Annotated in this window: 18 protein-coding genes; 17 read left to right on the forward strand and 1 reads right to left on the reverse strand. The window is 40.5% G+C overall.

The genetic code is table 11. The features are described 5' to 3' along the window. Nucleotide 1: 1 nt before the first annotated feature. The 3 genes from I7804_RS08050 (at nt 2) to I7804_RS08060 (ending at nt 2,934) form a co-directional block, all read left to right on the forward strand. On the forward strand, nt 2-976 hold the full coding sequence (locus I7804_RS08050) for a FecCD family ABC transporter permease (protein WP_248405873.1): 975 nt from the start codon (nt 2-4) through the stop codon (nt 974-976). Further along, nucleotides 976-1,779 carry an ABC transporter ATP-binding protein gene (locus I7804_RS08055; protein ID WP_022757419.1) on the forward strand — a complete coding sequence of 268 codons (804 nt, stop codon included), beginning with the start codon at nt 976-978 and terminating at the stop codon, nt 1,777-1,779. Before I7804_RS08050 ends, I7804_RS08055 begins: the two co-directional genes overlap by 1 nt. 756 nt (nt 1,780-2,535) lie before the next feature. Beyond that, nucleotides 2,536-2,934: a hypothetical protein gene (locus I7804_RS08060; RefSeq protein WP_027215341.1), complete on the forward strand. Its 399-nt coding sequence runs from the start codon at nt 2,536-2,538 to the stop codon at nt 2,932-2,934. Nucleotides 2,935-2,991: 57 nt separating this feature from the next. Here the strand turns inward: I7804_RS08060 and I7804_RS08065 are convergent, their stop codons facing one another. Beyond that, nucleotides 2,992-4,548 carry an ABC-F family ATP-binding cassette domain-containing protein gene (locus I7804_RS08065; RefSeq protein WP_248405874.1) on the reverse strand — a complete coding sequence of 519 codons (1,557 nt, stop codon included), beginning with the start codon at nt 4,546-4,548 and terminating at the stop codon, nt 2,992-2,994. A gap of 961 nt (nt 4,549-5,509) precedes the next feature. On the opposite strand from I7804_RS08065, the gene I7804_RS08070 reads away from it, so the two are divergent. The 14 genes from I7804_RS08070 (at nt 5,510) to I7804_RS08135 (ending at nt 22,056) form a co-directional block, all read left to right on the forward strand. Then, entirely contained in the window at nt 5,510-6,406 is an 897-nt protein-coding gene (locus I7804_RS08070) for a DUF2971 domain-containing protein (RefSeq protein ID WP_248405875.1), read from the forward strand. A 117-nt stretch (nt 6,407-6,523) separates the two neighbouring features. Then, nucleotides 6,524-8,122, forward strand: coding sequence for an SHOCT domain-containing protein (locus tag I7804_RS08075; protein WP_248405876.1), 1,599 nt, complete (start codon nt 6,524-6,526; stop codon nt 8,120-8,122). A 124-nt stretch (nt 8,123-8,246) separates the two neighbouring features. Beyond that, nucleotides 8,247-8,438, forward strand: a complete 192-nt coding sequence (locus I7804_RS08080; protein ID WP_248405877.1) for a hypothetical protein — start codon at nt 8,247-8,249, stop codon at nt 8,436-8,438. 11 nt (nt 8,439-8,449) lie between these two features. Further along, on the forward strand, nt 8,450-9,697 hold the full coding sequence (locus I7804_RS08085) for a MobA/MobL family protein (protein ID WP_248405878.1): 1,248 nt from the start codon (nt 8,450-8,452) through the stop codon (nt 9,695-9,697). A gap of 123 nt (nt 9,698-9,820) precedes the next feature. Continuing rightward, the gene (locus I7804_RS08090) at nt 9,821-10,771 is read left to right on the forward strand and encodes an ORF6N domain-containing protein (protein WP_331477875.1); all 951 of its coding nucleotides are present in this window, start codon (nt 9,821-9,823) and stop codon (nt 10,769-10,771) included. Between the two features lie 129 nt (nt 10,772-10,900). After that, the gene (locus tag I7804_RS08095; protein ID WP_248405879.1) at nt 10,901-11,056 is read left to right on the forward strand and encodes a hypothetical protein; all 156 of its coding nucleotides are present in this window, start codon (nt 10,901-10,903) and stop codon (nt 11,054-11,056) included. 45 nt (nt 11,057-11,101) lie between these two features. After that, nucleotides 11,102-12,790 carry a recombinase family protein gene (locus I7804_RS08100; RefSeq protein WP_420314863.1) on the forward strand — a complete coding sequence of 563 codons (1,689 nt, stop codon included), beginning with the start codon at nt 11,102-11,104 and terminating at the stop codon, nt 12,788-12,790. A gap of 154 nt (nt 12,791-12,944) precedes the next feature. After that, nucleotides 12,945-13,490 (forward strand): tetratricopeptide repeat protein, encoded by a 546-nt coding sequence (locus I7804_RS08105; protein WP_248405881.1) that lies wholly within the window; start codon nt 12,945-12,947, stop codon nt 13,488-13,490. A 357-nt stretch (nt 13,491-13,847) separates the two neighbouring features. Next, on the forward strand, nt 13,848-15,482 hold the full coding sequence (locus tag I7804_RS08110; protein WP_027205552.1) for a response regulator transcription factor: 1,635 nt from the start codon (nt 13,848-13,850) through the stop codon (nt 15,480-15,482). 27 nt (nt 15,483-15,509) lie between these two features. Then, entirely contained in the window at nt 15,510-16,862 is a 1,353-nt protein-coding gene (locus I7804_RS08115; RefSeq protein ID WP_022757429.1) for a sensor histidine kinase, read from the forward strand. A gap of 268 nt (nt 16,863-17,130) precedes the next feature. Further along, entirely contained in the window at nt 17,131-18,270 is a 1,140-nt protein-coding gene (locus I7804_RS08120) for an ABC transporter substrate-binding protein (protein ID WP_248405882.1), read from the forward strand. Between the two features lie 144 nt (nt 18,271-18,414). Further along, a complete protein-coding gene (locus I7804_RS08125) occupies nt 18,415-19,932 on the forward strand; it encodes a sugar ABC transporter ATP-binding protein (RefSeq protein ID WP_022757431.1) in 1,518 nt (505 codons plus the stop codon). Beyond that, the gene (locus I7804_RS08130) at nt 19,925-21,019 is read left to right on the forward strand and encodes an ABC transporter permease (protein WP_110073983.1); all 1,095 of its coding nucleotides are present in this window, start codon (nt 19,925-19,927) and stop codon (nt 21,017-21,019) included. The genes I7804_RS08125 and I7804_RS08130 overlap by 8 nt, the downstream gene beginning before the upstream one ends. Next, on the forward strand, nt 21,016-22,056 hold the full coding sequence (locus I7804_RS08135) for an ABC transporter permease subunit (RefSeq protein ID WP_027205117.1): 1,041 nt from the start codon (nt 21,016-21,018) through the stop codon (nt 22,054-22,056). Before I7804_RS08130 ends, I7804_RS08135 begins: the two co-directional genes overlap by 4 nt. Nucleotides 22,057-22,356: the final 300 nt, after the last annotated feature.

Consider the following 22,356-nt stretch of genomic DNA (forward strand, 5'->3'; position numbering starts at 1 on the left):
TATGCTGTGCGTTCTTGCACTTATATGTATCATCGTATTTCTTGCATGCCTTATGATGACTATCGGAAATACCAATTATTCTCTCTCAGAAGTTTTTGGATATCTATTTAGTGATGAAACAAAAGGCGCTGCCTATACTATTAAAAGCTTAAGACTCCCAAAACTGATAGTTGGAGGACTGGCAGGATTCTCTTTTGGTATAGCAGGATTTGTATTTCAGAGCCTTCTTAGGAATCCTCTTGCATCTCCTGATATCATTGGTATCACAGCAGGATCATCTGCTGCAGCTGTGTTCTGTATCTTGATACTGGGTATAAGCGGAATAGCAGCGTCGATATTTTCCATAATAGCGGGCCTTTTAGTTACTGTTATGATCTTCTTGTTATCAGGAAGAGGCAAGTCTTTTGGCAGCAGGATGATACTCATAGGAATAGGAATGCAGGCAGTCCTAAATGCGCTTATATCCTGGATGCTGCTTGTAGGCTCTGAATATGACGTAGCTACCGCACTTAGATGGCTACGAGGAAGCCTTAACTCGGCCCAGATGTCAGATGTTCCGGCTATAGCTATTATGACTATACTGGGAAGTGCACTGCTTCTTTGGTGTAACAGGTATCTTAGGATGATGCAGCTTGGAGATGAGTATGCAACAACTCTGGGAGTTCCTCTTAGCGCAGTCAGGATATGCTGTATAGTATGCGCTCTTATATTAAGCGCAGGTGCAACAGCTGTTACAGGACCAATTGCTTCTGTAGCATTCCTGTCAGGGCCTATAGCAGGGAAGATCACCAGAAACGGAAGTAATGCCATGGCAGTATCAGGCCTTATTGGAACACTTCTTGTATATGCAGCTGAACTTATAGGCAAGAATCTGTTTGAAGCTAAGTATCCTGTAGGAGTAGTGACAGGACTTTTGGGAGCACCATATCTTCTTATGCTGCTTCTAAATCTTAATAAGAAGGGAGATAAGATCTAATGAGTGATATAGCAATAAGTCATGACTTTGGAGCTAAAGGAATAAGCACAGGTTATGAGGAAAAACTCATTTTAAAAGATATGAATATAGATATTCCTGCAGGAAAGTTCAGTGTTCTTATAGGTCCTAATGGTTGTGGCAAGTCTACACTTTTAAAAAGTTTTGCAAGACTTCTTAAACCAAAGGATGGAACAGTACTTCTTGACGGCAGATCCATATATGAAGTCCCTACAGCTTGCCTTGCCAAGCAGATAGGTCTCCTTCCACAAAGCCCTATTGTACCTGCAGGAATCACAGTAGCTGACCTTGTTGCCAGAGGACGATTCCCTTATCAGAACATCTTCGGACAGTTGTCCAAAGCGGATTATGAAGCGATAGCCTGTGCTATGGAAGCAATGGGAGTATCGGAACTTGCAAATAAGCCTGTGGATTCTCTATCCGGAGGACAGAGGCAGAGAGTATGGATAGCTCTTGTACTTGCTCAAAATACAGATATACTCTTACTTGATGAGCCAACGACTTATCTTGATATAGCATATCAGGTAGAGATCCTTGACTGTCTTGCCAAGCTCAATAAACTAAGAAAGACTACTATTGTTGCGATACTTCACGATATCAACCTTTCTATCAGGTATGCTGATCATATTTTTGCCATGAAAAAAGGTGAGCTTATCGCGCAGGGAAGTCCTAAGGACATAATAACTCCTGATCTGATGCGTACAATATACGGAATGGAAAGTTCCATAATAACAGATCCCGAAACAGGAGATCCTTATGTTATCCCAAGAAGTAAAGCCAGCTAAAAGACTCAAACGTCTCGTATAGGGCAGTACAGTATATTCAAAGGCCATGCAGGGGTACGTGAACCACGGGCGGGCAGAATATAGATAATTGCCACGCATTAACCATTTTATAAATTCATGGCATGATAGCTGGAGCTTTTTATTCTAGGGTCCAAACTCGCTTCGCTCAGACATGTGGACCCTTGGCAGAATAAAAACTCCATCTATCAAGCTCATGAATTATATAAAATTGTTAAAATGCGTGGCAATTATCTATATTCTGCCCGCCCGTGGTTCACGTACCCCTGCATAACCTTTGAATATACTGTACTGCCATATAGGGAAGATATAATAAAATAAGTTCTAAATAGTAAGTTAAGAGCAATAATCGAGGGGATTTGCTTGGCGTATAGCTGTTATACTAATTTTATATTCAAACTTCGCACTTGCCAAACATACGCCACCCTCTGAGGCAGAGCCGATGCGGCCCGTTTATAATACATTTTCGTATCTTTTGAAGGTGTTATTAAATTCAGGAGCGAGATATCTGGATCTTTATATTCTTCTTAGGGTCCACCTGTCTGAGCGAAGCGAGTTTGGACCCTAGAATATAAAGATCCAGATATCTTGCCCTGAATTATAACACCTTCAAGATACGAAAATGTATTATAAACGGGCCGCATCGGCTCTGCCTCAGAGGGTGGCGTATGTTTGGCAAGTGCGAAGTTTGAGTTCTATACTTAATGAATAATTGCAAGAAAGGATAGGAGCAAAAATATGGGGAACTGGGGAGACGATGTTGATTATGAAGCAATGTCCATAAAGGATCATAAGGGACGTTTTACCATCAATTTTAAGAAGATATTTATGGACGTAGATGAGATAGCGCTTAAGACGCTTGAGATTACAGACAAGCATCCCAAGGATTCACTGCTCAAACTGTGGGCAGGTACGATGACGGGAATGTTTATATTCTTTCTTTTTTCATTCCAGATATTATATCTGGTTACTACGCCGTTTCTGGCATTTTATCTTATTGCACTTTTCAGGATTGCCGGGTGCTGGAAAAGCTTTGGATACAGCGCTGTTAAGTTCTGGGGTATGAGTGTATGCACGATTGCTTGTATGTTTGCATTGTCAAGAGGCGTACTGTTCTTGGTTGACAAGATGATATAACAGTCTCTGATCAGTATAATAAAACAACCCAAGTCTATGCGACCTGGGTTGTTATTATTATATAGTCTTGGTTGTCCATTCAGCGCAGTTCCAAACCTGCGTTGCAAAGGATTTATAGAAGTCCGGTTCGTGGCATACCATAAGGATACTGCCGGGATATTCTTTGAGGGCGCGTCTTAGCTCGTCTTTGGCATCGACATCCAGATGGTTTGTAGGCTCGTCCAGTAACAGAAGGTTTGATGGATGGTTTATGAGCTTGCAAAGTCTGACTTTGGCCTGCTCGCCTCCTGATAATACCTTGACTTTACTTTCGATATGGTCTGATGTAAGGCCACACTTGGCAAGAGCGGAACGTACCTCGTACTGATTGAATCCGGGGAATTCGTTCCATATCTCTTCAAGGCAGGTAGTCTGGATATTAGGATCTGTCTCCTGCTCGAAATATCCAATCTCAAGATAGTCTCCAAGTTCTACAGTTCCCTGCAGAGGCTTGATTATACCAAGTATACTCTTTAGAAGAGTTGACTTACCGATACCATTGGCACCTGTCAGTACTATCTTGCCGCCTCTTTCCATTTCAAGATTTAGCTCTTTGGAAAGTGGTGAATCATATCCTATGATAAGATTCTTGGCTTTAAAGAGGTACTTACTGGGAGTTCTTGCGGTAAGGAAGTTAAATTCTGGCTTTGGTTTTTCGGCAGTTTTCTGGATAAGCTCCATCTTATCAAGCTTCTTCTGCCTTGACATAGCCATGTTCCTTGTGGATACGCGGGCTTTATTCCTTGCAACGAAGTCTTTGAGCTGGGCTATTTCTTGCTGCTGTCTCTTGTATGCAGCTTCATTCTGAGCTTTCTGCATCTCATATACTTCCTGGAAGTGGTCATAGTCACCTACATATCTGGAAAGTTTGCACCCTTCCATGTGATAGATGATATTGATGACACTGTTAAGAAATGGAATATCATGAGATATAAGGATAAAAGCATTCTCGTATTCCTGAAGATAGCGCTGAAGCCAGTTAATATGCTCTACGTCAAGATAGTTGGTAGGCTCGTCCAGAAGCAGAATATCAGGTTTTTCCAGAAGGAGCTTACCAAGGAGAACCTTTGTTCTCTGACCTCCTGAAAGCTCTGTAACATCCTTATCAAGGCCAAGATCCAGAAGACCAAGAGCCCTTGCAACCTCTTCAACCTTGGAATCTATCATATAGAAATCGTGATTGGTAAGATACTCCTGAAGCATACCTGCTTCGTCGAGATATTCTGTCATAGTGGCTTCATCAACTTCTGCCATCTTCTCATATAGCTCCTGGATGTGCTGCTCTGTCTGGAAAAGAGGGTCAAAAGCACTTTTAAGAACGCTTCCTATTGTCATCCCGTTTTCAAGAACAGCATGCTGATCAAGGTAACCTGCTTTTACATTCTTGGACCACTCAACCTTACCTTCATCAGGCTGAAGAGATCCTGTGATGATATTCATGAAAGTAGACTTACCTTCGCCATTGGCACCTACAAGGCCGATATGCTCGCCCTTTAATAGCCTAAATGATACATCTTCAAATATAGCTCTGTCACCAAAACCATGTGACAAGTGTTCAACATTTAAAATACTCATTATAATCCTCAAATCTTTTATTAAAAAAACTGCTTGTTTATAATATCGGAATTGTGAATATTATGCAAGAATATTGTGACTAATATATAGGATGGACAAAAAACTAAAACATAGTTAAGATGCGGCATGTAAAAGAATGTGATAGAGAACCGGGAGATAACACATGTTATACCAAGTTTGTTGGAACAATAAATACGAAAGGACAAGCATAATCCAGATAGCCGTAGAAGGTAGAATAATAGCTATTTTTGAAAAGTTCATACAGTAATTGCCGTGAGAACGAACTTTGAAAAAGTCTTAATGAAGAAGATTTCATTGAGACTTTTTTATTTTGCATTGTTACGGCATTTACCGAGGGGAAGTTTTCCTCCTCTTTTCTTCCCCTCCTTCCCTTTTCTTTCTTCTTACCCTAGAAACAAGAGAAAAAGAAAGAACCAAAGAAAAAGAGAATAAAGATATACACTATTTACTATTCTATCTTATCCTATCCATCCTATCTTATCTCTTCTTTTCGTTCTTTCCGTGCCAAAAACTACATAACAGACCAGGAGGGCAGTCAGAAAGGAGCAAAAACATTTGAGTAGATTGACCAAGACGGAACAGGAGACAGTGATCAACTTCAATGTGGCTGAAACAGAGGCAGTTGTCTACACAAGGGATAGAGCAGTAATGCGAAAACTTGACTCGTTAGTTACTGAGTTCCCAAGTGTGTATAGGTGTGTAAAGGCAACAGATATTGACAAGACCTATGTTATGCCTAAACAGTACGTTAGTTATCGTAAAACCAGACGCATAACAAATAATCGAAAAAAACAAATTAGGGAGCAAATGATTTCTATAAACGCGAAACGTAGAAAATGCTAAATATCATTTTACACATTTTTTAATATAGTAGTTAATCTTAGTGTGATATATTTAAATGTGTGGGTAAGAAAACAAATTTTTAGGTTGGTATAAACTGATGAAAAGTAAAGATATTGTTATCACTTCTAAAAAAATGATAGAGAGTAACCAAATTGATATTAATGGTTTGGCAAAGGATTTTTCTGACACTACTTTTTGGTATTACACAACCCTAGAAACGGCAAAGCTAATTCTGAAAAATAAATGCTTTTACGTAAATAATTTGACAAAAATGAATGATAAAGCTGAAGCAGATAATCATAAAATGACGGCGAACAGCATATATGCCTTGTGCTTTTGCAATAGCAAATCAGAAAAAATACCCATGTGGTATTTGTATTCAGGATTAACTGGAAGAGGAGTAAGCATAGGAATTACACCAGCTGTAATGTTGGAATTTATAAGATCAATTGAAAACGTTCAAGGGGTTAATGATAATGCTCAATATCTGAGGAACAAAGATTTTGATCTAAGTGCTGCATGGGTATATTACAGGGAACAGAAAACAAATAGGGTAATGTTTCGGAATAAATGGTATTCAGTATCAGATGGTGATCAATTCTTTAGTGAGGATAATCTTTTTGTGAAAGATTATCCTTGGGAATACGAGAAAGAATTCAGAATTGTGATAAAAACCAAGAAGCCGCCTCGAGATTCGCAGAAGCTTAAGATTAATATACCGGATTCCTTAGTTTCGAAGCTACGTTTACGAATTGCACCTGAAATGAGTGACAGTATTAGTGACGTTAAAAAGTTTGCTTATGATGAGAAAATCTCGGGAATTCTGCCAAAGAATATATCAAAAAGTGACTTAAACATTAAAATGGGGTTATTTGAAAGAAATATAGAGAATTTAAAAGCATCATGGGATATGTTGATAAAAGAAGGCTACATAAAGAAAGATGATTATGAATTCTTCTATGAAGGCATTAAGCCATACATATCCACCAGCTGACAAGAGTGTTACGGCATATGTTGCGAAATTGGAAGTATAGTATTTATGCACAGTAATAATAGTATTTAGTGTGGTTTGGAGTTATTTATATTTGCAGAAATGTAGGAGGCAATGAGAATGGGACTGTTTGAATGGATTGCAGGATTAGGAGCAGAAAGTAGAGTACAGGCAGCAATTGATAAAGCGCTTCCACGATGGCTATATATTTATCGTTTTATGCCTAAGGGATATCTTGATGCATTATATGAAAGTGCATTTAGGAGAGGAATCAGTAATGCGACAACAGCCGATGCTGCAGCGGAAGTAAAGGCAATTAACCAAATAAGACAAGATATGGAACATGAGACAGTTTCAAATATTCCAACGATGGAAAATGCTTCAATTGCGCATGGTCAGTTGGCAAATTGGCTTACTATGAATACTAGACCCGAGTTGATTTTGCGCTATTTTATTATCGGATTAGGACCGGTAATCGATAAAAAACCTGAGACTAAACAAAAAGAGATTCTTAATGAAATAGCAATTCCTTGTAAAGATTTTAATACAAAATACATGAAAGAATTGAATGATTACAATAAATCTATGGGGATAGCAGCGGATTATTTTGAAAAGCATTATGTATCTGGTGAAGCGAGTGGATTAGGTTTTGGTGTGATAACAAACAGCGTAGCGTCAGCTTTGCTTTATGACATAATGAATGCAAATGAAATAAAACGTCAGTTAAGTTATCAGCATGGTGCTGCTGCAAACATTACGGGAACCTTTAATGAAGAACGGGCAGAAAGACTAAGAAGCAACGTTGCAGAATTATATAGTCAATTTAGAAGAGACATTAACGCTGCTGTTGATGAAGCGTTTGTCGCAATTGATGGCGGGAAAACGGCCATAATGAAAGAAAAAGAAATAGCAAAGGAGAAAAATGATCAAGATCGACAGAATGTTAGTCGGTTATCAGAACAGTGTAGAGAACAAATATTAAAAGATATAGCAGGTATAGGGAATTGCAAAGCATCTTCTTTCTTTAAAATCAAAGGTTATGGGGAATATTCTCATCAAATGGTCAATGCTAACCTTAATTTATTAGCAAAGGAAGGACGTATAAAAAAATTTAAAGGGGAAGACGGAACCACATATTTTTCTGCATTGGATAATACTGAGGCAATTGAGGAAGAGAACACGGCAACTGAGTTGTTTGAAAGGGATAAAAGTCGTGTTTATTATGTTTTAGCACAGAATGCTCCTATAACGTTAAATGAGTTGTTGACAAAAGATAATATCGTGAAAATGTTAGGAAACTCTCGTGTTGCAACATTGTTAAATCAACTAAAAAAAGATGGTCTCGTTCTTATCGAAGAGAGAGGAAGTGATAAATTATACCTTATAGTCCCAGAGTGGGAAATAGTAAAGGTTACATTAGAAGAAAATGGTAAAAGTACGTTATCGCAGTTGAAGAGTCTTGGCGGTAGGACATCATACTTATCTATGGGGCAACTTTCAAGAGCAGTAAATAAGTTGATTGATGAAGGAATTGTAATAAAAACTACTGAGGAAAGGGAAACATTCTATTCATTATCTAAAAATGTACAAACAAATGTGGAGAGTACTTCTACACTTTCTGTTGCTGATGAGATAAAAAAATTCAAAGAACTATTGGACATTGGCGCTATCACGCAAGAAGAGTACGATAAGAAAAAAGAACAATTACTTAATCAGTAAAAAGTTTATATTATTTTACTGTTTTAACTGAGAGTTAAGCAAAGAGGATTATTCCAAACGGAATAGTCCTTTTTTCTTTGTTCTGCAGGACAAAAAATAAATTCATGGAAAGGAGTGATCTGTAATGATAGATCCAACTGTAACTAACAACAAGGGCGTTGAGAACGCCGAGAAGAATCTCGAGCAGGCTAAGCATAGGCTTACTACCGAGAAGAAAGCTAACGATGCTCGTAGGAAAATTGAGAACCATCACAAATATATGATGGGTGGCGTTGTTCACAAATACTTCCCTGAGTGTTTCAGCTTTGCAGGATGATGAAAGCCTCTTTGCCAAATGAATGGACTTATGAGCTTGCAGTGGAAGTTGTCAGAAAATATGTCATGGAGAACTTTGTTTCCAAAGGCATGTGTTGTGACTGGGCAATCCATGATTCAGTCAATAAACATGGACAGCGAAATCTGCATTTCCATTGTCTGATGACTATGAGATCGATGGATGAATATGGTAAATGGCTGCCCAAACAGCGTAAGGTTTATATCCTTGATGAGCATGGTAACAAGATCCGTCAGGGCAAGAACTATAAATGCAAGACGGAGCATGTTACCGATTGGGATGACAAGAGTAAAGCCAAGGAGTGGAGAAAGAATCTTAGCGACCTGATCAATCAGACCAATGAGGCTATTGGTGTTGGTGAGAAATGGGAGCACAGGTCTTTTAAAGAGCTTGGGCTTGATATCCTTCCTACGATTCATCTTGGAAGTGAAGCTAATGCACTGGAAAATAAGGGCATCCATACAGAGCGTGGCGATTATAACCGCAAGGTCATGGAGTTTAGAGGCGTTGCCAAGTATATCAATGTCATGTCAGCGACAATTAACTCTATCAAGGATACTGCTAAGAGGCAGGCTGCAACAGTGAAAAATGAAATCACTGAACTTATTGATAAAGTTGTGAAACGTCATGGACGCATGCAGCTACCGATCATAAGCGGTAAGTATCTAAGGAAGGTCTCTCATAGAGAAAAGCTTCAGGATCCGGATGTCATGAAAGGCTTTGCGGAGAAAAAAGGTATTACCACTTTTGATGAATTGCAGTCCTATATTGATGAGCACGGAACAATCTATGACAAACTTGCGGCTGATCATGATAAGGGTACTGCGAAAGTTGACGTTCTAAGTGCCAAGATATCAGCTTGGGAGAGATATAAAGGTTTCATGGAAGTTTATAACAAAAGCCAGAGCCTTAAAGGTCTAGCCAGGTTGAAGTTTGACAAGGAGAACAGGACAACCCTGGACGCCATGCCCAGGGAATATGAAAGATTCCGAAAGGTGATTCCAAAGGGTGAGAAGATTACTCCTGATGCATGGCGAAAGGAAATAGACAAGATCATTGATGGACAGAATTCGATTTTGGAAAAAATGGTCGGGGAAGTCTATGATCTTGCTTATGCAGAAATCATTGGGTACAACAGTGACAATGAACAGCGTGAGCATATGAATGAAGTCAAGCAGAAGGAAAGAGAGCAGGAGCGCTCACACAAGCTACAGAGAAAGCACAGTTATCAGGAAAGATGATTGTGCTTTTTATATTATTGTAAATGTATTTTCACTGTGTTATAGTCTAATAGACTTGAGGTCGCAGCCACTTGAGGTCGCAATTTGCGACCTCAAGTTTATGAAAGTTGGGAGATGCATTAGATGGCAGCTAAGAAGGCAAAAATACAGAAAGATACAGCTATTACAACTCAGAACAACAATACTGAACTGAAAAATAACACAGACATTCAGAACATGATCTATACTGTCAGGAATCAGCAGATAATGCTTGATAGCGATTTGGCAGACATGTATCAAATTGAGACAAAGCGTCTTAATGAGCGTGTTAAGAGGAATATTGAAAGATTTCCGGAGACATTCTGTTTTCAGCTGACCAAAGAAGAATATGATAACTTGAGGTCGCAATTTGCGACCTCAAGTGAGGAGTATGGTGGACGTAGATATTTGCCTTACGTGTTCACAGAACAGGGAATTGCTATGCTTTCAGCAGTTTTGAATAGTGAAGTAGCAATTAAAGTCAGTATACGAATCATGGAAGCATTTGTTGAAATGCGAAGGTTCATGGCAAATAACGCTATGCTTTTTGAAAGGATAAGTGCGGTAGAACTTAAGCAATTAGAGTTTCAGAAGAAAACCGAAGAGAAGCTTGATGAAGTATTTGAGTATATCGCGGATCATGCGGAATCAGAGCAGAAAATTTTCTATGACGGTCAGATTTATGATGCATTTAGCCTTATAGTTTCGCTTATAAAGAAGGCTGGTAAGACAATTGATCTTGTGGATGGCTATGTTGATGTTGTGACGTTAAATATTCTGGCAAAGAAAAAGAAAGGTGTTAACGTCAATGTTTATACTTTTCCAAAGACTAAGCTGAGCCAGACAGATATAACCAATTTCAATGCTCAATATCCAAATCTTACAGTGAAATACACTAATGCATTTCATGACAGATTTCTTGTTGTTGATGGAAAGATCGTTTACCACATCGGTGCTTCAATAAAGGATGCCGGTAAGAAGTGTTTCGGAATCACATTGATACAGGATAATGATATGGCAAATGACCTTATCAACAGGCTCAAAAAAATAAAATAATTGCTAAATGCGCATAGAGCAGTAGATCAATAAAACGGTCTGCTGCTTTTTTTGTGCCTTGATAACACGATAATCTGATAAGAACAGTAGAACATACTGTTTATTTCTTTTACGTTAGAAGGTATTTCCATGTGTAAGACAAGTTTTAAAGTGACGGTTTTTTATGATGGCACGAGGACTGCCAAGGAAGTCCTCAATGACGCTATTGCAGCAAAGGTAAGAAGAAAAATAGATAACGATATAGAGATTCTAGAGGGAAAGAACTATAATCAAGATAATACTTAGGAAATAATTTATCCGAGTCTATCTGGATTATGCGGGTAAATGAGTATGAGAATGTCGAATGAACAAATGGAGGAACTCCTTGCACCAACTTACAGAGTGGGAGTGTATTGCAGGCTTTCCAAAGAGGATGATGATATCCGAGAGGGAGAGAGCCAGAGTATATCCCATCAGCGTGAGATCATAGAGGGGTTCTGCAAGAAAGGATGGCAAGTAGAGGACGTTTATACTGATGATGGCTATTCAGGCACAACTTCGAATAGACCGGATCTTCAGAGACTTTTGAAGGACATCGAGGACAAAAGAATAAATGTTGTTGTCACCAAGGACTACAGCCGTTTGGGAAGAGATAATCTTTTCACTGAGAAACTGCGTGAGATATGGTTTCCGAAGCATAATTGCCGCTATGTTGCTATCAACGATAACATTGATACCATGTACGAGTATGCACCGTTCAAGGCGGTTATCAATTCCCAGTACTCCAAGGATATTTCCAAGAAGGTTCACTCATCATATATGAATCAGGCTGAAAAAGGCAGATACACAGGTGTTGTACCGCCCTTCGGATATCTAAAAGATCCAGAGGACACCTACCATCTTGTGATTGATGAGGAAACAGCTCCCTATGTCAGGCAGATATTTGATTGGGCATTGGATGGGCATGGAACAGCTTATATCAAGCGTAGACTTGAAACTAACAAAGTACTTTGCCCCACATGGTGGAACAGAAAGCGTGGTTTCCGTAACCACTTTACGAAGTGGGAGATCCAGGATCCTAAGAACGGCAAGTATGTATGGGATGACTCGGTAATTGGCGATATGTTAATAAAACCTGTTTACTATGGTGCAGTAGCATCACAGAAAAAGAACTATAAGTTCAAAGTCGGGGTAATTAACGAGAAAAAGCCAGAGGAATGGATTATTGTTGAGAATACCCATGAGCCTATTGTGGATCAGGACTCTTTTGATATTATCCAACAGAAGATCGAGTCAAGGAAATGCAGCCGTGGTGATGGTACGTATTTACTGTTTGCAGGACTTATCAAGTGTGGAGAATGTGGGAAGGCTCTCACAATCCGCAAGACCAATGCAAAATATCCGCAGGATATATATGCATGTGTGACCTACAACAGACATGGCAAGAACCACTGTACACAGCACCGTGTTGAGTATGATACTCTTTACAACATTGTTTTTGACGAGATCAAGAGCCTTGCAAAGCAGACAGTTGATGCAGAAGAGGTAGCAAGAAGCCTTGCAGATGCCTATGAGCAGGAGCGTGAAGAACAGAAAGAACTGTTGGAGCGCAATATCGCCAAGGCTAAGAGCAGGATCGAGACCTTAGACCGCATGACATCTAAGTTGTATGAGGATCTTCTTTCAGGTAATATATCCGAGAGTATTTTCGGATCCATGATTGAAAAGACCAAGACAGAGACCGAAGATCTTGAAAAGCAGATTGCAGCAGACGAGAAACGCCTTTCTACAAACGACAGTGAGAGCGGTAATGCAAGAAAATGGATAGACCTTATCAAGGACTATGCAGATATTACCGAGCTTGATGCTGACACCCTTAACCGTCTGGTTAAGCAGATCGTTGTTCATGAAGAAATTACAGAGGACGGAGACAGGAACATCTCTATGGAGATCCATTACAACTTCCGTCCAACAGATGAATCTAAAACCTATAATCTTTCTGAGGTAGCTGAGGCAAATTCTGTTGCCAAAGCTTTGTAAGACAATTCTATAAAACTTCTACGTGCTAGGTAGGCATGATTCTACCTACCTAACACACCCTTATATTTCCATCAAACATGGTATAACACATTTTATGGCAGGCCTATTAAGAATGTGGTAGAATTTGGATATGACAAACGCAGAAGAGATGTTTATGAAAGGCAACTTAAAAGAGGCTTTTAATATATTTCTTTCTCTGGCGCAGCAAGGTGATGGGAGAGCGATGTACTTTCTTGCGCTCTATTATGCCCTGGGCCTTGGCGATATCGATTTTCCGGATGATGTCCTGGCAGGTAAGCTGCTTTCTAAAGGAGCCGAAGCCGGAGATTTACTTGCAAGGCTCAATACAGCCTATGCTTTTGAACCAGAATCCCATGAATTTACAGCGGCTATAAATGATTTATTTGATAAGATCAAAGACCTTGCCGATTCAGGAGATATATTTGCCCAAAATGAGATTGCAGACCTATATATGAACGGCTGGGGCACAGCCAAGGATCTGGAAAAGGGATTATCTATATTAAAAAGCTGTTCTGAAAAGGGATTATGGCTTTCATCCTACAGACTGGCCCAGTACTATGATAGCCTTGAAACAGAAGAAGGCCAGAAAGAAAGTATGTTCTGGCTCCATAAAGCAGCAGATCAAGGCTGCGAGAAAGCAGAAGTAGTCATAAAGGTTATGGAGCTACTTGAAGATTAAATTTAACTATAAAGATTTATATTATCAAAATCTTTCCACTTGTAAAGCTCAGCCCCTGGCAGAGAGCGATTGCATGGGCAGTTAATAAAGTCTTTTCGCATTCTATTGAACGTGTTATTACATTCAAGAGTGTGATAGATGCAGCTTTATATTCTGCCTGGGGTCCGCATGTTTGAGCGAAGCGAGTTTCGGACCCCGGAATATAAAGCTGCAGATATCATGCCTTGAATTATAACACGTTCAAGAATGCGAAAAGACTTTATTAACTGCCCGTGCAATCGTCTCTGTCAGGGGCTGAGCTTTACAAGTGAAAAAACGATAACGATAAGCTAAAGGGGAGCTTTGGGGGAGTTTTACATGATCAGCGTATTTTTGGTAGAAGATGAAATTGTTATGAGGGAGGGCATAAGGAGCAACATTAACTGGTCTGCCGAGGGCTATAAGTTCGTCGGAGAAGCAGGTGATGGAGAGCTTGCATATCCCATGATAAGGGATCTAAAGCCAGATATAGTCATAACAGATATAAGGATGCCATTTATGGACGGCCTGGAACTTAGCCGCCTTATCAAAAAGGAATTGCCCTCTACAAGGATCATAATCTTAAGTGGTTATGATGACTTTCAATATGCTCGTGAAGCGATCAGCATAGGTGTTACAGATTACCTTCTAAAGCCTATTTCAGGCGCCCAGCTTCTAGAAGCCATCGGCAAGGTTTCTGATGGTATAAAAGCTGAGCAGGATCAGCTTAGATTTATGGAAAGGTATAAAAAAGAACGTGAAGAAAACCGCATCCTTGAAAAGCGTGTACTTTTCAGGCAGCTTGTTGCGGGAGCTCTTTCTATGCCTGAAATCCTGAATAAGGGCAAGGCACTTGGCATAAATCTTGCTGCCGGAGCTTATGGCATCGTTATGTTCCAGATCAAAGTAAGTGATGAAAGCAGAGGCGAAGGGCAGATAACAGAAAGCTATAGTGAAAGCATCGAGAAGATCACCTCTGTTATCAGGGATAAGTACAATTCTAAAGAAGGCATACAGGTTTATGAGCAGCTTGGCGGAGTTTTTGTATTTCTTGTCCTCGGAAGAGATAGGCAAGAGACAGCTGATAGTATGGATGGACTTCTAGGCGACCTTGAAGATATGATGTCTGATAAGTCGGGGATCAACTATTATGCCGGCACAGGCTGTGTTGTAGACAGGATCAGAGAAGTGGGCAGAAGCTATGAGTCTGCAAGTAAAGCTTTCGCTCATAGATTCCTGTATGATTCCAGCAGGGTCTTTGACGGCCACCGTAATACAGATCAGGCTGCAGAGTCTGCCCCTATAAATATGGATGAAATAGATATAGGCAAGCTTGACAGACGCATTGTCACAAGTTTTCTAAACAATGGAAGCAGTGAAGAACTTCTGCATTTTGTAGAAGACTTTGTTGACAATACAGGAAAAGGCAACTTTCAATCACTTATATTCAGACAATATATAAGTGTTGATCTGTATTTTACAGTGGTTTCATTCCTTGAATCTATAGGCTATTCAAGAGATGAGATAACAGAAAAGCTTGGCAATATCGGTGATGGGCAGTCTTCACAGGGAGATACCGATAAGACCAAAGACTATATACACGATATACTCTCCAAAGCCTTGGAGATGAGAGATAAGGTATGTGATTCAAGATACAGTTCGTTGATAAACAGCGCAAGAAGCTATATCTATGATCATTACAGCGACGAGGATATATCGCTTAATCAGGTAGCTGCCAGCGTCAATATAAGTCCCAACCACTTCAGCTCTGTCTTTAAGAAAGAAACCGGAGAAACCTTCATAGAATTTCTCACAAGAGTTCGAATGGACAAAGCCAAAGAACTCCTTGAAACCACAGATCTGAAAGCGCAGGAGATCGGCTACAAAATTGGCTATAGAGACCCGCACTATTTCAGTTATATCTTTAAGAAGACGCAGAACATCACACCCAGACAGTATCGGGATAAAGTATAATAAACTACAAATGATATAGAGGCACATATGGCTAAAGATCAGAAGGCGAATATAATCAGTGGTCTTTCTGTGGGCAAAAAGCTGACTGTTATGGTTATGGTCATGTTAATCCCCTTTACATTGATCACTGTATTCTTATTATATAATCTCTATCGATTTGGTAATTCTTATAATCTTGTCGTATCCAATGTTGCGATTGCCAATCAGTACAACCTTGAATTCAGGGAAAAGTACGATGCGGTCCTCTACCAGATGGTAGCAAGATCAATTACCAAAGACCATATAAATGAAGAACTCGGACTGATCAACCCGGATGATATGACAAGCAGTGTCAGACAGAGTTTTGATAGCCTCCTGACATGTTCAACCTCTCCCAATGCCAGAAAAATAGCGGAAAGTGTCCTTAAACTCCTATCTACACTAGATGACAGGTGTAATGATATCAATAACAATATAATCGAAGGCGGGTCATATGATGTCAACATGAGCGCTCTTGATAATGATATCCGCGTAATCACTGAGCTTATACAAGAAAGAATCTCCGAATACATCTATTATGAAGCAGGCAGCATGGAAGTTATAAGGGCTGCAATGGATGCTGAGCGTATCAGAGTGATACGTTTTATTGGTATGTTCTTTATTATCTTTTTCATATTTGTACTTCTATTAGTAATATATCTGTCCTCAGCTATAACTCATGAAGTTGACATACTGGTCGGCGAAGTCAAGAGCGAGCAGATCAATTCAAGGAACCTCGAATTAAAGCTCCTTCAGTCCCAGATCAATCCGCATTTTTTGTACAACACTTTGGACAATATAGTATGGCTGTCTGAGGGCGGTCGCAAGGACGATGTAACAGGTATAGTTACGTCTCTTTCAAGGTTCTTTAGGACTACTTTGTCCGGAGGACTTGATTATATAACTATCAGGCAGGAGATATCACACATAGAGTCGTACCTGCAGATTCAGAGATTCAGATATCGTGACATATTGAACTATGAAATTGATATACCGCAGGAGTTTCTTGAATACAGGATCATCAAGATGACACTTCAGCCTGTAGTTGAGAATGCGCTGTATCATGGGATCAAAAATAAACGCGGCGGCGGAACTATCAGGATATCCATGCACTATCACGACAGCGACCTTGAGATAGATGTAGAAGATGATGGAAAGGGTATGAGCCCGGAAGACACCCTTCATCTTCAGCGTCTTGCAGACGGCCTTGAGAAAGCGAGAGAGGATAATGCAGGCTTTGGAATGGCCAATGTCGGCGAACGTATGCGCCTTAACTATGGTGATAAATATGGCCTGAAGATTGAAAGCGAATATGGCAAAGGAACTATAGTGAAAATATTGTTCCCTAAGGAAGCGCAATAATGCGAAATTCACGACTTTCAGATGGATCTGATGACATCTGTCATAATAAAAAATCAAAATTTTTTCCGTAAAAAAACAAACTTTTTAAAAGTTAATAAAAAATATAACTAAAAAGCGAAAAAAATGTATCGAAACCTCGCCCTTCATACAATACAATTGGTAACAGTTACAGACCAACAATTATCAGATCCCTATTCAAGATAAAAGAAAATGCGATTATCAGATGGCATTTTTTCTTTTCCCTGATAGGGTCCAAAGGAGGGTTCAAATGAAAAAGAGAGTACTTGGAGCATTAATGTCTTCTGCAATGGTTGTAAGTCTTCTGGCAGGCTGTTCATCAGGCGGCGCAGAAACTACACAAGAGCCTGCAGGTGACGCTGGCCAGGAAGAAGCTGCTGATAACAGTACTGATACAGCGACTGATGTAGAAGAGGCTGAGAAGGAAGTAGCTGAAAATACCGAGGCTTCAGATGGGGAACTGATCAATATCGGTTTTGCACAGGTTGGACATGAGTCTGACTGGCGTACAGCTTCTACCAAATCCTGCCAGGATGTATTCTCAGAAGCTAATGGCTATAACCTGAGCTTTGTAGACTGCGATAACGATTCTGCAGCTCAGCTTGAAGCAGTTAGATCTTTCATCGAGCAGGACGTTGATTACATCATCATCGATCCTATCGTATCTACAGGTTGGGATACAGTCCTTACAGAATGTGAAGATGCAGGAATCCCTGTAATCGTAATCGACCGTACAATTGATGATTCTGACAAGTATGCAGCATGGGTTGGATCTGACTTCAAGCAGGAAGGTCTTGCAGCTGGTGAGTGGCTCAAAGCATACGCAGATGCTAACGGTATCTCAGAGATCAACGCACTCGTTATCTCCGGTACAACAGGCGCATCCGCACAGATCGGACGTTCTGACGGATTCAAGGAAGTTGCTGACAAGTATGGATGGACAATCCTTGATGAGCAGACAGGTGACTTCACAGAAGACGGCGGACAGGAAGTTATGGAATCATACTGCAAGAGCTACGAAGGCAAGTTCAACGTAGTTGTATGCCAGAATGATAACGAGGCATTCGGCGCTATGACAGCTATGGACAATGCAGGTGTTACATATGGTCCTGACGGCGATGTTATCCTTATCTCTTTTGACGCATGTACAGCAGGTCTTGAGGAAGTTAAGGCTCGTAAGATCACAGCAGATTTCGAGTGTAACCCTCTTGCAGCTCCTACAGTAGAAGAAGTTATCCAGACTCTTAAAAACGGCGGAACACCTGAAGCAGAAGTTTACATGCCTGAGCACTGGTATGCACTTCCTGATGCTATCGTTGAGTTCTCAATCAACGGCGAAGCTCAGGAGATGACAGAAGTTACAGATGCTGTTATCGAAGCTCAGTATTAATTAAAAAACGGAATATTTTTTCCACAGACAGTTTATTAAAAGATTAAGAAATCCTTTTAAAAGAATACATACTAATAATGGCCAGGATCTTGTCGGGTCCTGGCCATTGTTACAAAAAGATGTTTATGATCAAGGGAGGCGCGAATGGAAGAAAGTGTTGTTCTGACAGCCAGAGGAATCAGTATGACTTTCCCCGGTGTCAAGGCTCTCGAAGACGTAGATTTCACTCTTCGAAAGGGAGAGATTCACGCGCTGATGGGAGAGAACGGAGCCGGCAAGTCTACGCTTATCAAATGCCTTACAGGTATCAATGACTTTGAAGCCGGTGAGATACATATAGACGGGATACAAGGCCCGGTACGTAATCATTCTACAAAAGATGCACAAGAAGTAGGTATATCAACTGTATACCAGGAAGTTAATCTCTGCCCCAATCTTTCTGTAGCAGAGAATCTTTTTATTGGAAGAGAACCACTTACCAAATTGCATACTGTCGACAGACGTTCCTATTACAAAAGAGCTGCAATGCTCATGGATGACCTTGGAATAGCTGTTGATGTAACTCAGAACCTGGAAAATTACTCGCTGGCAATTCAGCAGATGGTCGCTATAGCAAGAGCTGTCGATATGGAATGTAAGGTCCTCATCCTCGATGAGCCTACATCATCTCTTGACGATGAAGAGGTTGAGAAGCTCTTTGGTCTAATGAGAATGCTGAAAAATAAAGGCGTTGGAATTATATTCGTAACACATTTCTTAGAGCAGGTATATGCTGTCTGTGACAGGATCACGGTTCTTAGAAACGGAAGACTTGTTGGTGAGTACAAAGTTGAAGATCTGCCAAGACTTAAGCTTGTAGCTGCTATGATGGGCAAGGATTTCGATGATCTTGCCAAGATTAAATCAGATACATCCAAAAAGATAAATGACGAAGTTGTTATAAGTGCAAGAGGCCTTAGTCATATCGGTACCGTTAAGCCATTTGACCTTGATGTTCACAAGGGCGAAGTCGTAGGAGTTGGGGGACTTCTGGGTTCTGGCCGTAGTGAGCTTGTAAGGACCATATACGGAGCTGATAAGGCCAATACCGGAACACTTAAAGTTAAGGGGCAGGAAGTTAAGATAGCTCAGCCTATAGATGCTATGAACAAGGGAATGGGACTTCTTCCTGATGACAGAAAAGCAGAAGGTATCATAGCTGATATGTCTGTCAAAGACAATATCATCCTTGCTCTTCAGGCCAAGAACGGAATGTTTAAGCTTCTGTCAGCTTCTGAGCAAAATGCGATAGCAGATAAGTATATCGATATCCTGTCTATCAAGACTCCAAGCAGGGATACACTTGTCAAGCAGCTCTCAGGTGGTAATCAGCAGAAAGTCATACTTGCCAGATGGCTTGCGACAGATCCTGATTTTCTGATCCTGGACGAGCCTACAAGAGGTATTGATGTAGGAACCAAGACAGAGATCCAGAAGCTTGTGCTTAAGCTTGCAGAAGAGGGCAAGAGCATCATGTTCATATCATCTGAGATATCAGAGATGATAAGAACCTGTAGTCGTATGGTCATCATGAGAGACGGGGCCAAAGTCGGGGAGATAGACGATGATCTGACCGAAGATCACGTTATGAAAGTCATTGCGGGAGGTAAGGAAAATGAGTAATGAGAAAAAAAGCAAAGATTCATTCTTTGCCAAAATAAGGCGATCACCTCTTTTTCTTCCTATAGTCGCACTTATACTGGTAATGGCTGTTAATATAATCCATGACGCAGCTGTTGGTTCTAATCCGTTGGGATTTTTTGTAATAAAGCTTCAGAATACGACCAGTAACGGAACGATTCTGTATGGTCGAATTATCGATATTCTAAACAGGGGAAGCGAAGCTGCAATACTGGCACTAGGGATGACGCTGGTTGTGTCCAGCTCGGCGGGAACTGATATCTCGGTAGGTTCTGTAATGAGCCTTTCAGCATCATTTTGCTGTATGCTCCTTGCAGGCTACGGCGTATCATCTACCACCGAGCTTGCAGTTCCGCTCTTTGTGGGAATCCTTGGCGGTCTTTTGATGGGATGCGTATGCGGATGCTTCAACGGCTTCCTTGTAGCTTACCTTCATATACAGCCGATGGTTGCGACGCTTATCCTGTATTCTGCTGCAAGAGCTATAGGACTACTTCTATGTAACGACCTTATCGTTTATATAAGAAATGGTTCTTATGGTATATTCGGAAGTTTTCTTGGTCCGATTCCTACACCTGTTATTATTACAGCTGTATGTGTATGTATCCTGGCTATTGTCCTTAAGAAAACAGCCCTTGGTCTTTATATTCAGTCTGTTGGTATTAATTCAAAGGCAAGCCGCATAGCAGGACTTAATTCAAGACGTATCATCTTCCTTACATATGTTATCTGCGGCCTTTTTGCAGGAATTGCAGGAATCGTGAATTCATCCAGGATCACTTCTGCGGACTCCAATAACATAGGCTTGTATCTGGAGATGGATGCAATCCTTGCAGTTGCACTTGGCGGCAACTCTCTTGGAGGCGGTAAGTTCTCACTGGCAGGTTCTATAGTAGGTGCATATACGATCCAGGCTATAACTACAACCCTGTATGCTCTGGGCGTATCAACAGATCAGGCTCCTGTATTTAAGGCAATCATCGTTATCATAATAGTTGCAATCCAGTCACCACCTATCAAGGCATATCTTAGAAAAAGAAATGCAGCAAAGGAGGTGGCTAGAGTATGAGCAAGCAGACAGAAAGTAAAAAGAAGACACTAAACAGTCATACCATCCTACTGATAATAACAATAATACTATTTATAGTATTGTATGCAGGCGGCTGCATAGCATATGGAAGTAAAGGTTTTACCCATCTTCAGACTTTTTTGAATATCCTTATTACTAATGCAGGACTTATCTGCGTAGCATGCGGGCTTACCTGTGTCATGCTGACAGCTGGAATTGATATCTCAGTCGGCGGACTTATAGCTATGGACTGTATGCTCCTTGCAACAGGTATGCGCAATGGAATCGGAGCATTTCCCATGATAGTTCTGGTACTTGTGATAGGACTTATATTTGGCGCGGTTCAGGGATATCTGATAGGATACCTTGAGATACAGCCATTTATAGTAACTATGGCCGGTATGTTTTTTACCAGAGGTATGACTGCAGTTATATGTACTGAGCAGGTATCTATAACACAGGATATGAACAAGGCGTTCTATGATATAGCCAACATCAAGATCAAGCTCCCCTTTGGAGGATATGTCAATGGTAAGGGAGTGTATATGGCTCCATATGTGAGAGTAGGTGTTATCATAGCTTTGTGCGTATTGATCCTGATATTCCTTATGCTAAGGTATACAAGATTTGGAAGAAGCTTGTACGCAGTAGGCGGCAATGCACAGTCTGCCGCGATGATGGGTCTTAATGTCAAGCTTATCAAGATGAAGACTTATATATTGTCATCATTTTTGTGCTCGATTGGAGGCATATGCTTCTGTCTTAATACTATGTCAGGTTCTGTACAGCAGGCTTTGGGACTTGAGATGGATGCCATATCATCAGCGGTCATAGGTGGAACACTCCTGACTGGAGGTGTTGGCAACGTTATAGGTTCATTCTTCGGAGTACTTATAAATGGAACGATCTCTTCAATAGTTAAGACCAATGGTAAGCTTGCAAGCTCCTGGCCCAATATCCTTACAGCAGCGCTTCTGTTCCTATTCATCGTAATTCAGAGCATAGCTGCAACTCTTAGAACAAGAAAAGCAAAGTAATGATGAACCCCCGGCTATGTGGCCGGGGGTATTGTATCGTAATGGTATAAGTTTGAAAATGAAGCGTTTTCAAATCCAAATCGAAGACGTTAGTTCCATCAATTTGAACCATTAGGCACTTGCTTTACTCGCGACTTGAGGGTATCTATGATAAAATTAAATCTGATATATATCAGTATGCAAGATTGTCAAGATTTATATAAAGATGTAGATAGATTCACAGACAAGTGATTTGATCAAAATGTAATACACTAAATTCAATATCGACAGAGAAGGGGCTTGAGCTACGCAACATATGCA

Origin of the sequence: Butyrivibrio fibrisolvens, from assembly GCF_023206215.1 — a bacterium.
GTDB lineage: Bacteria > Bacillota > Clostridia > Lachnospirales > Lachnospiraceae > Butyrivibrio > Butyrivibrio fibrisolvens_C.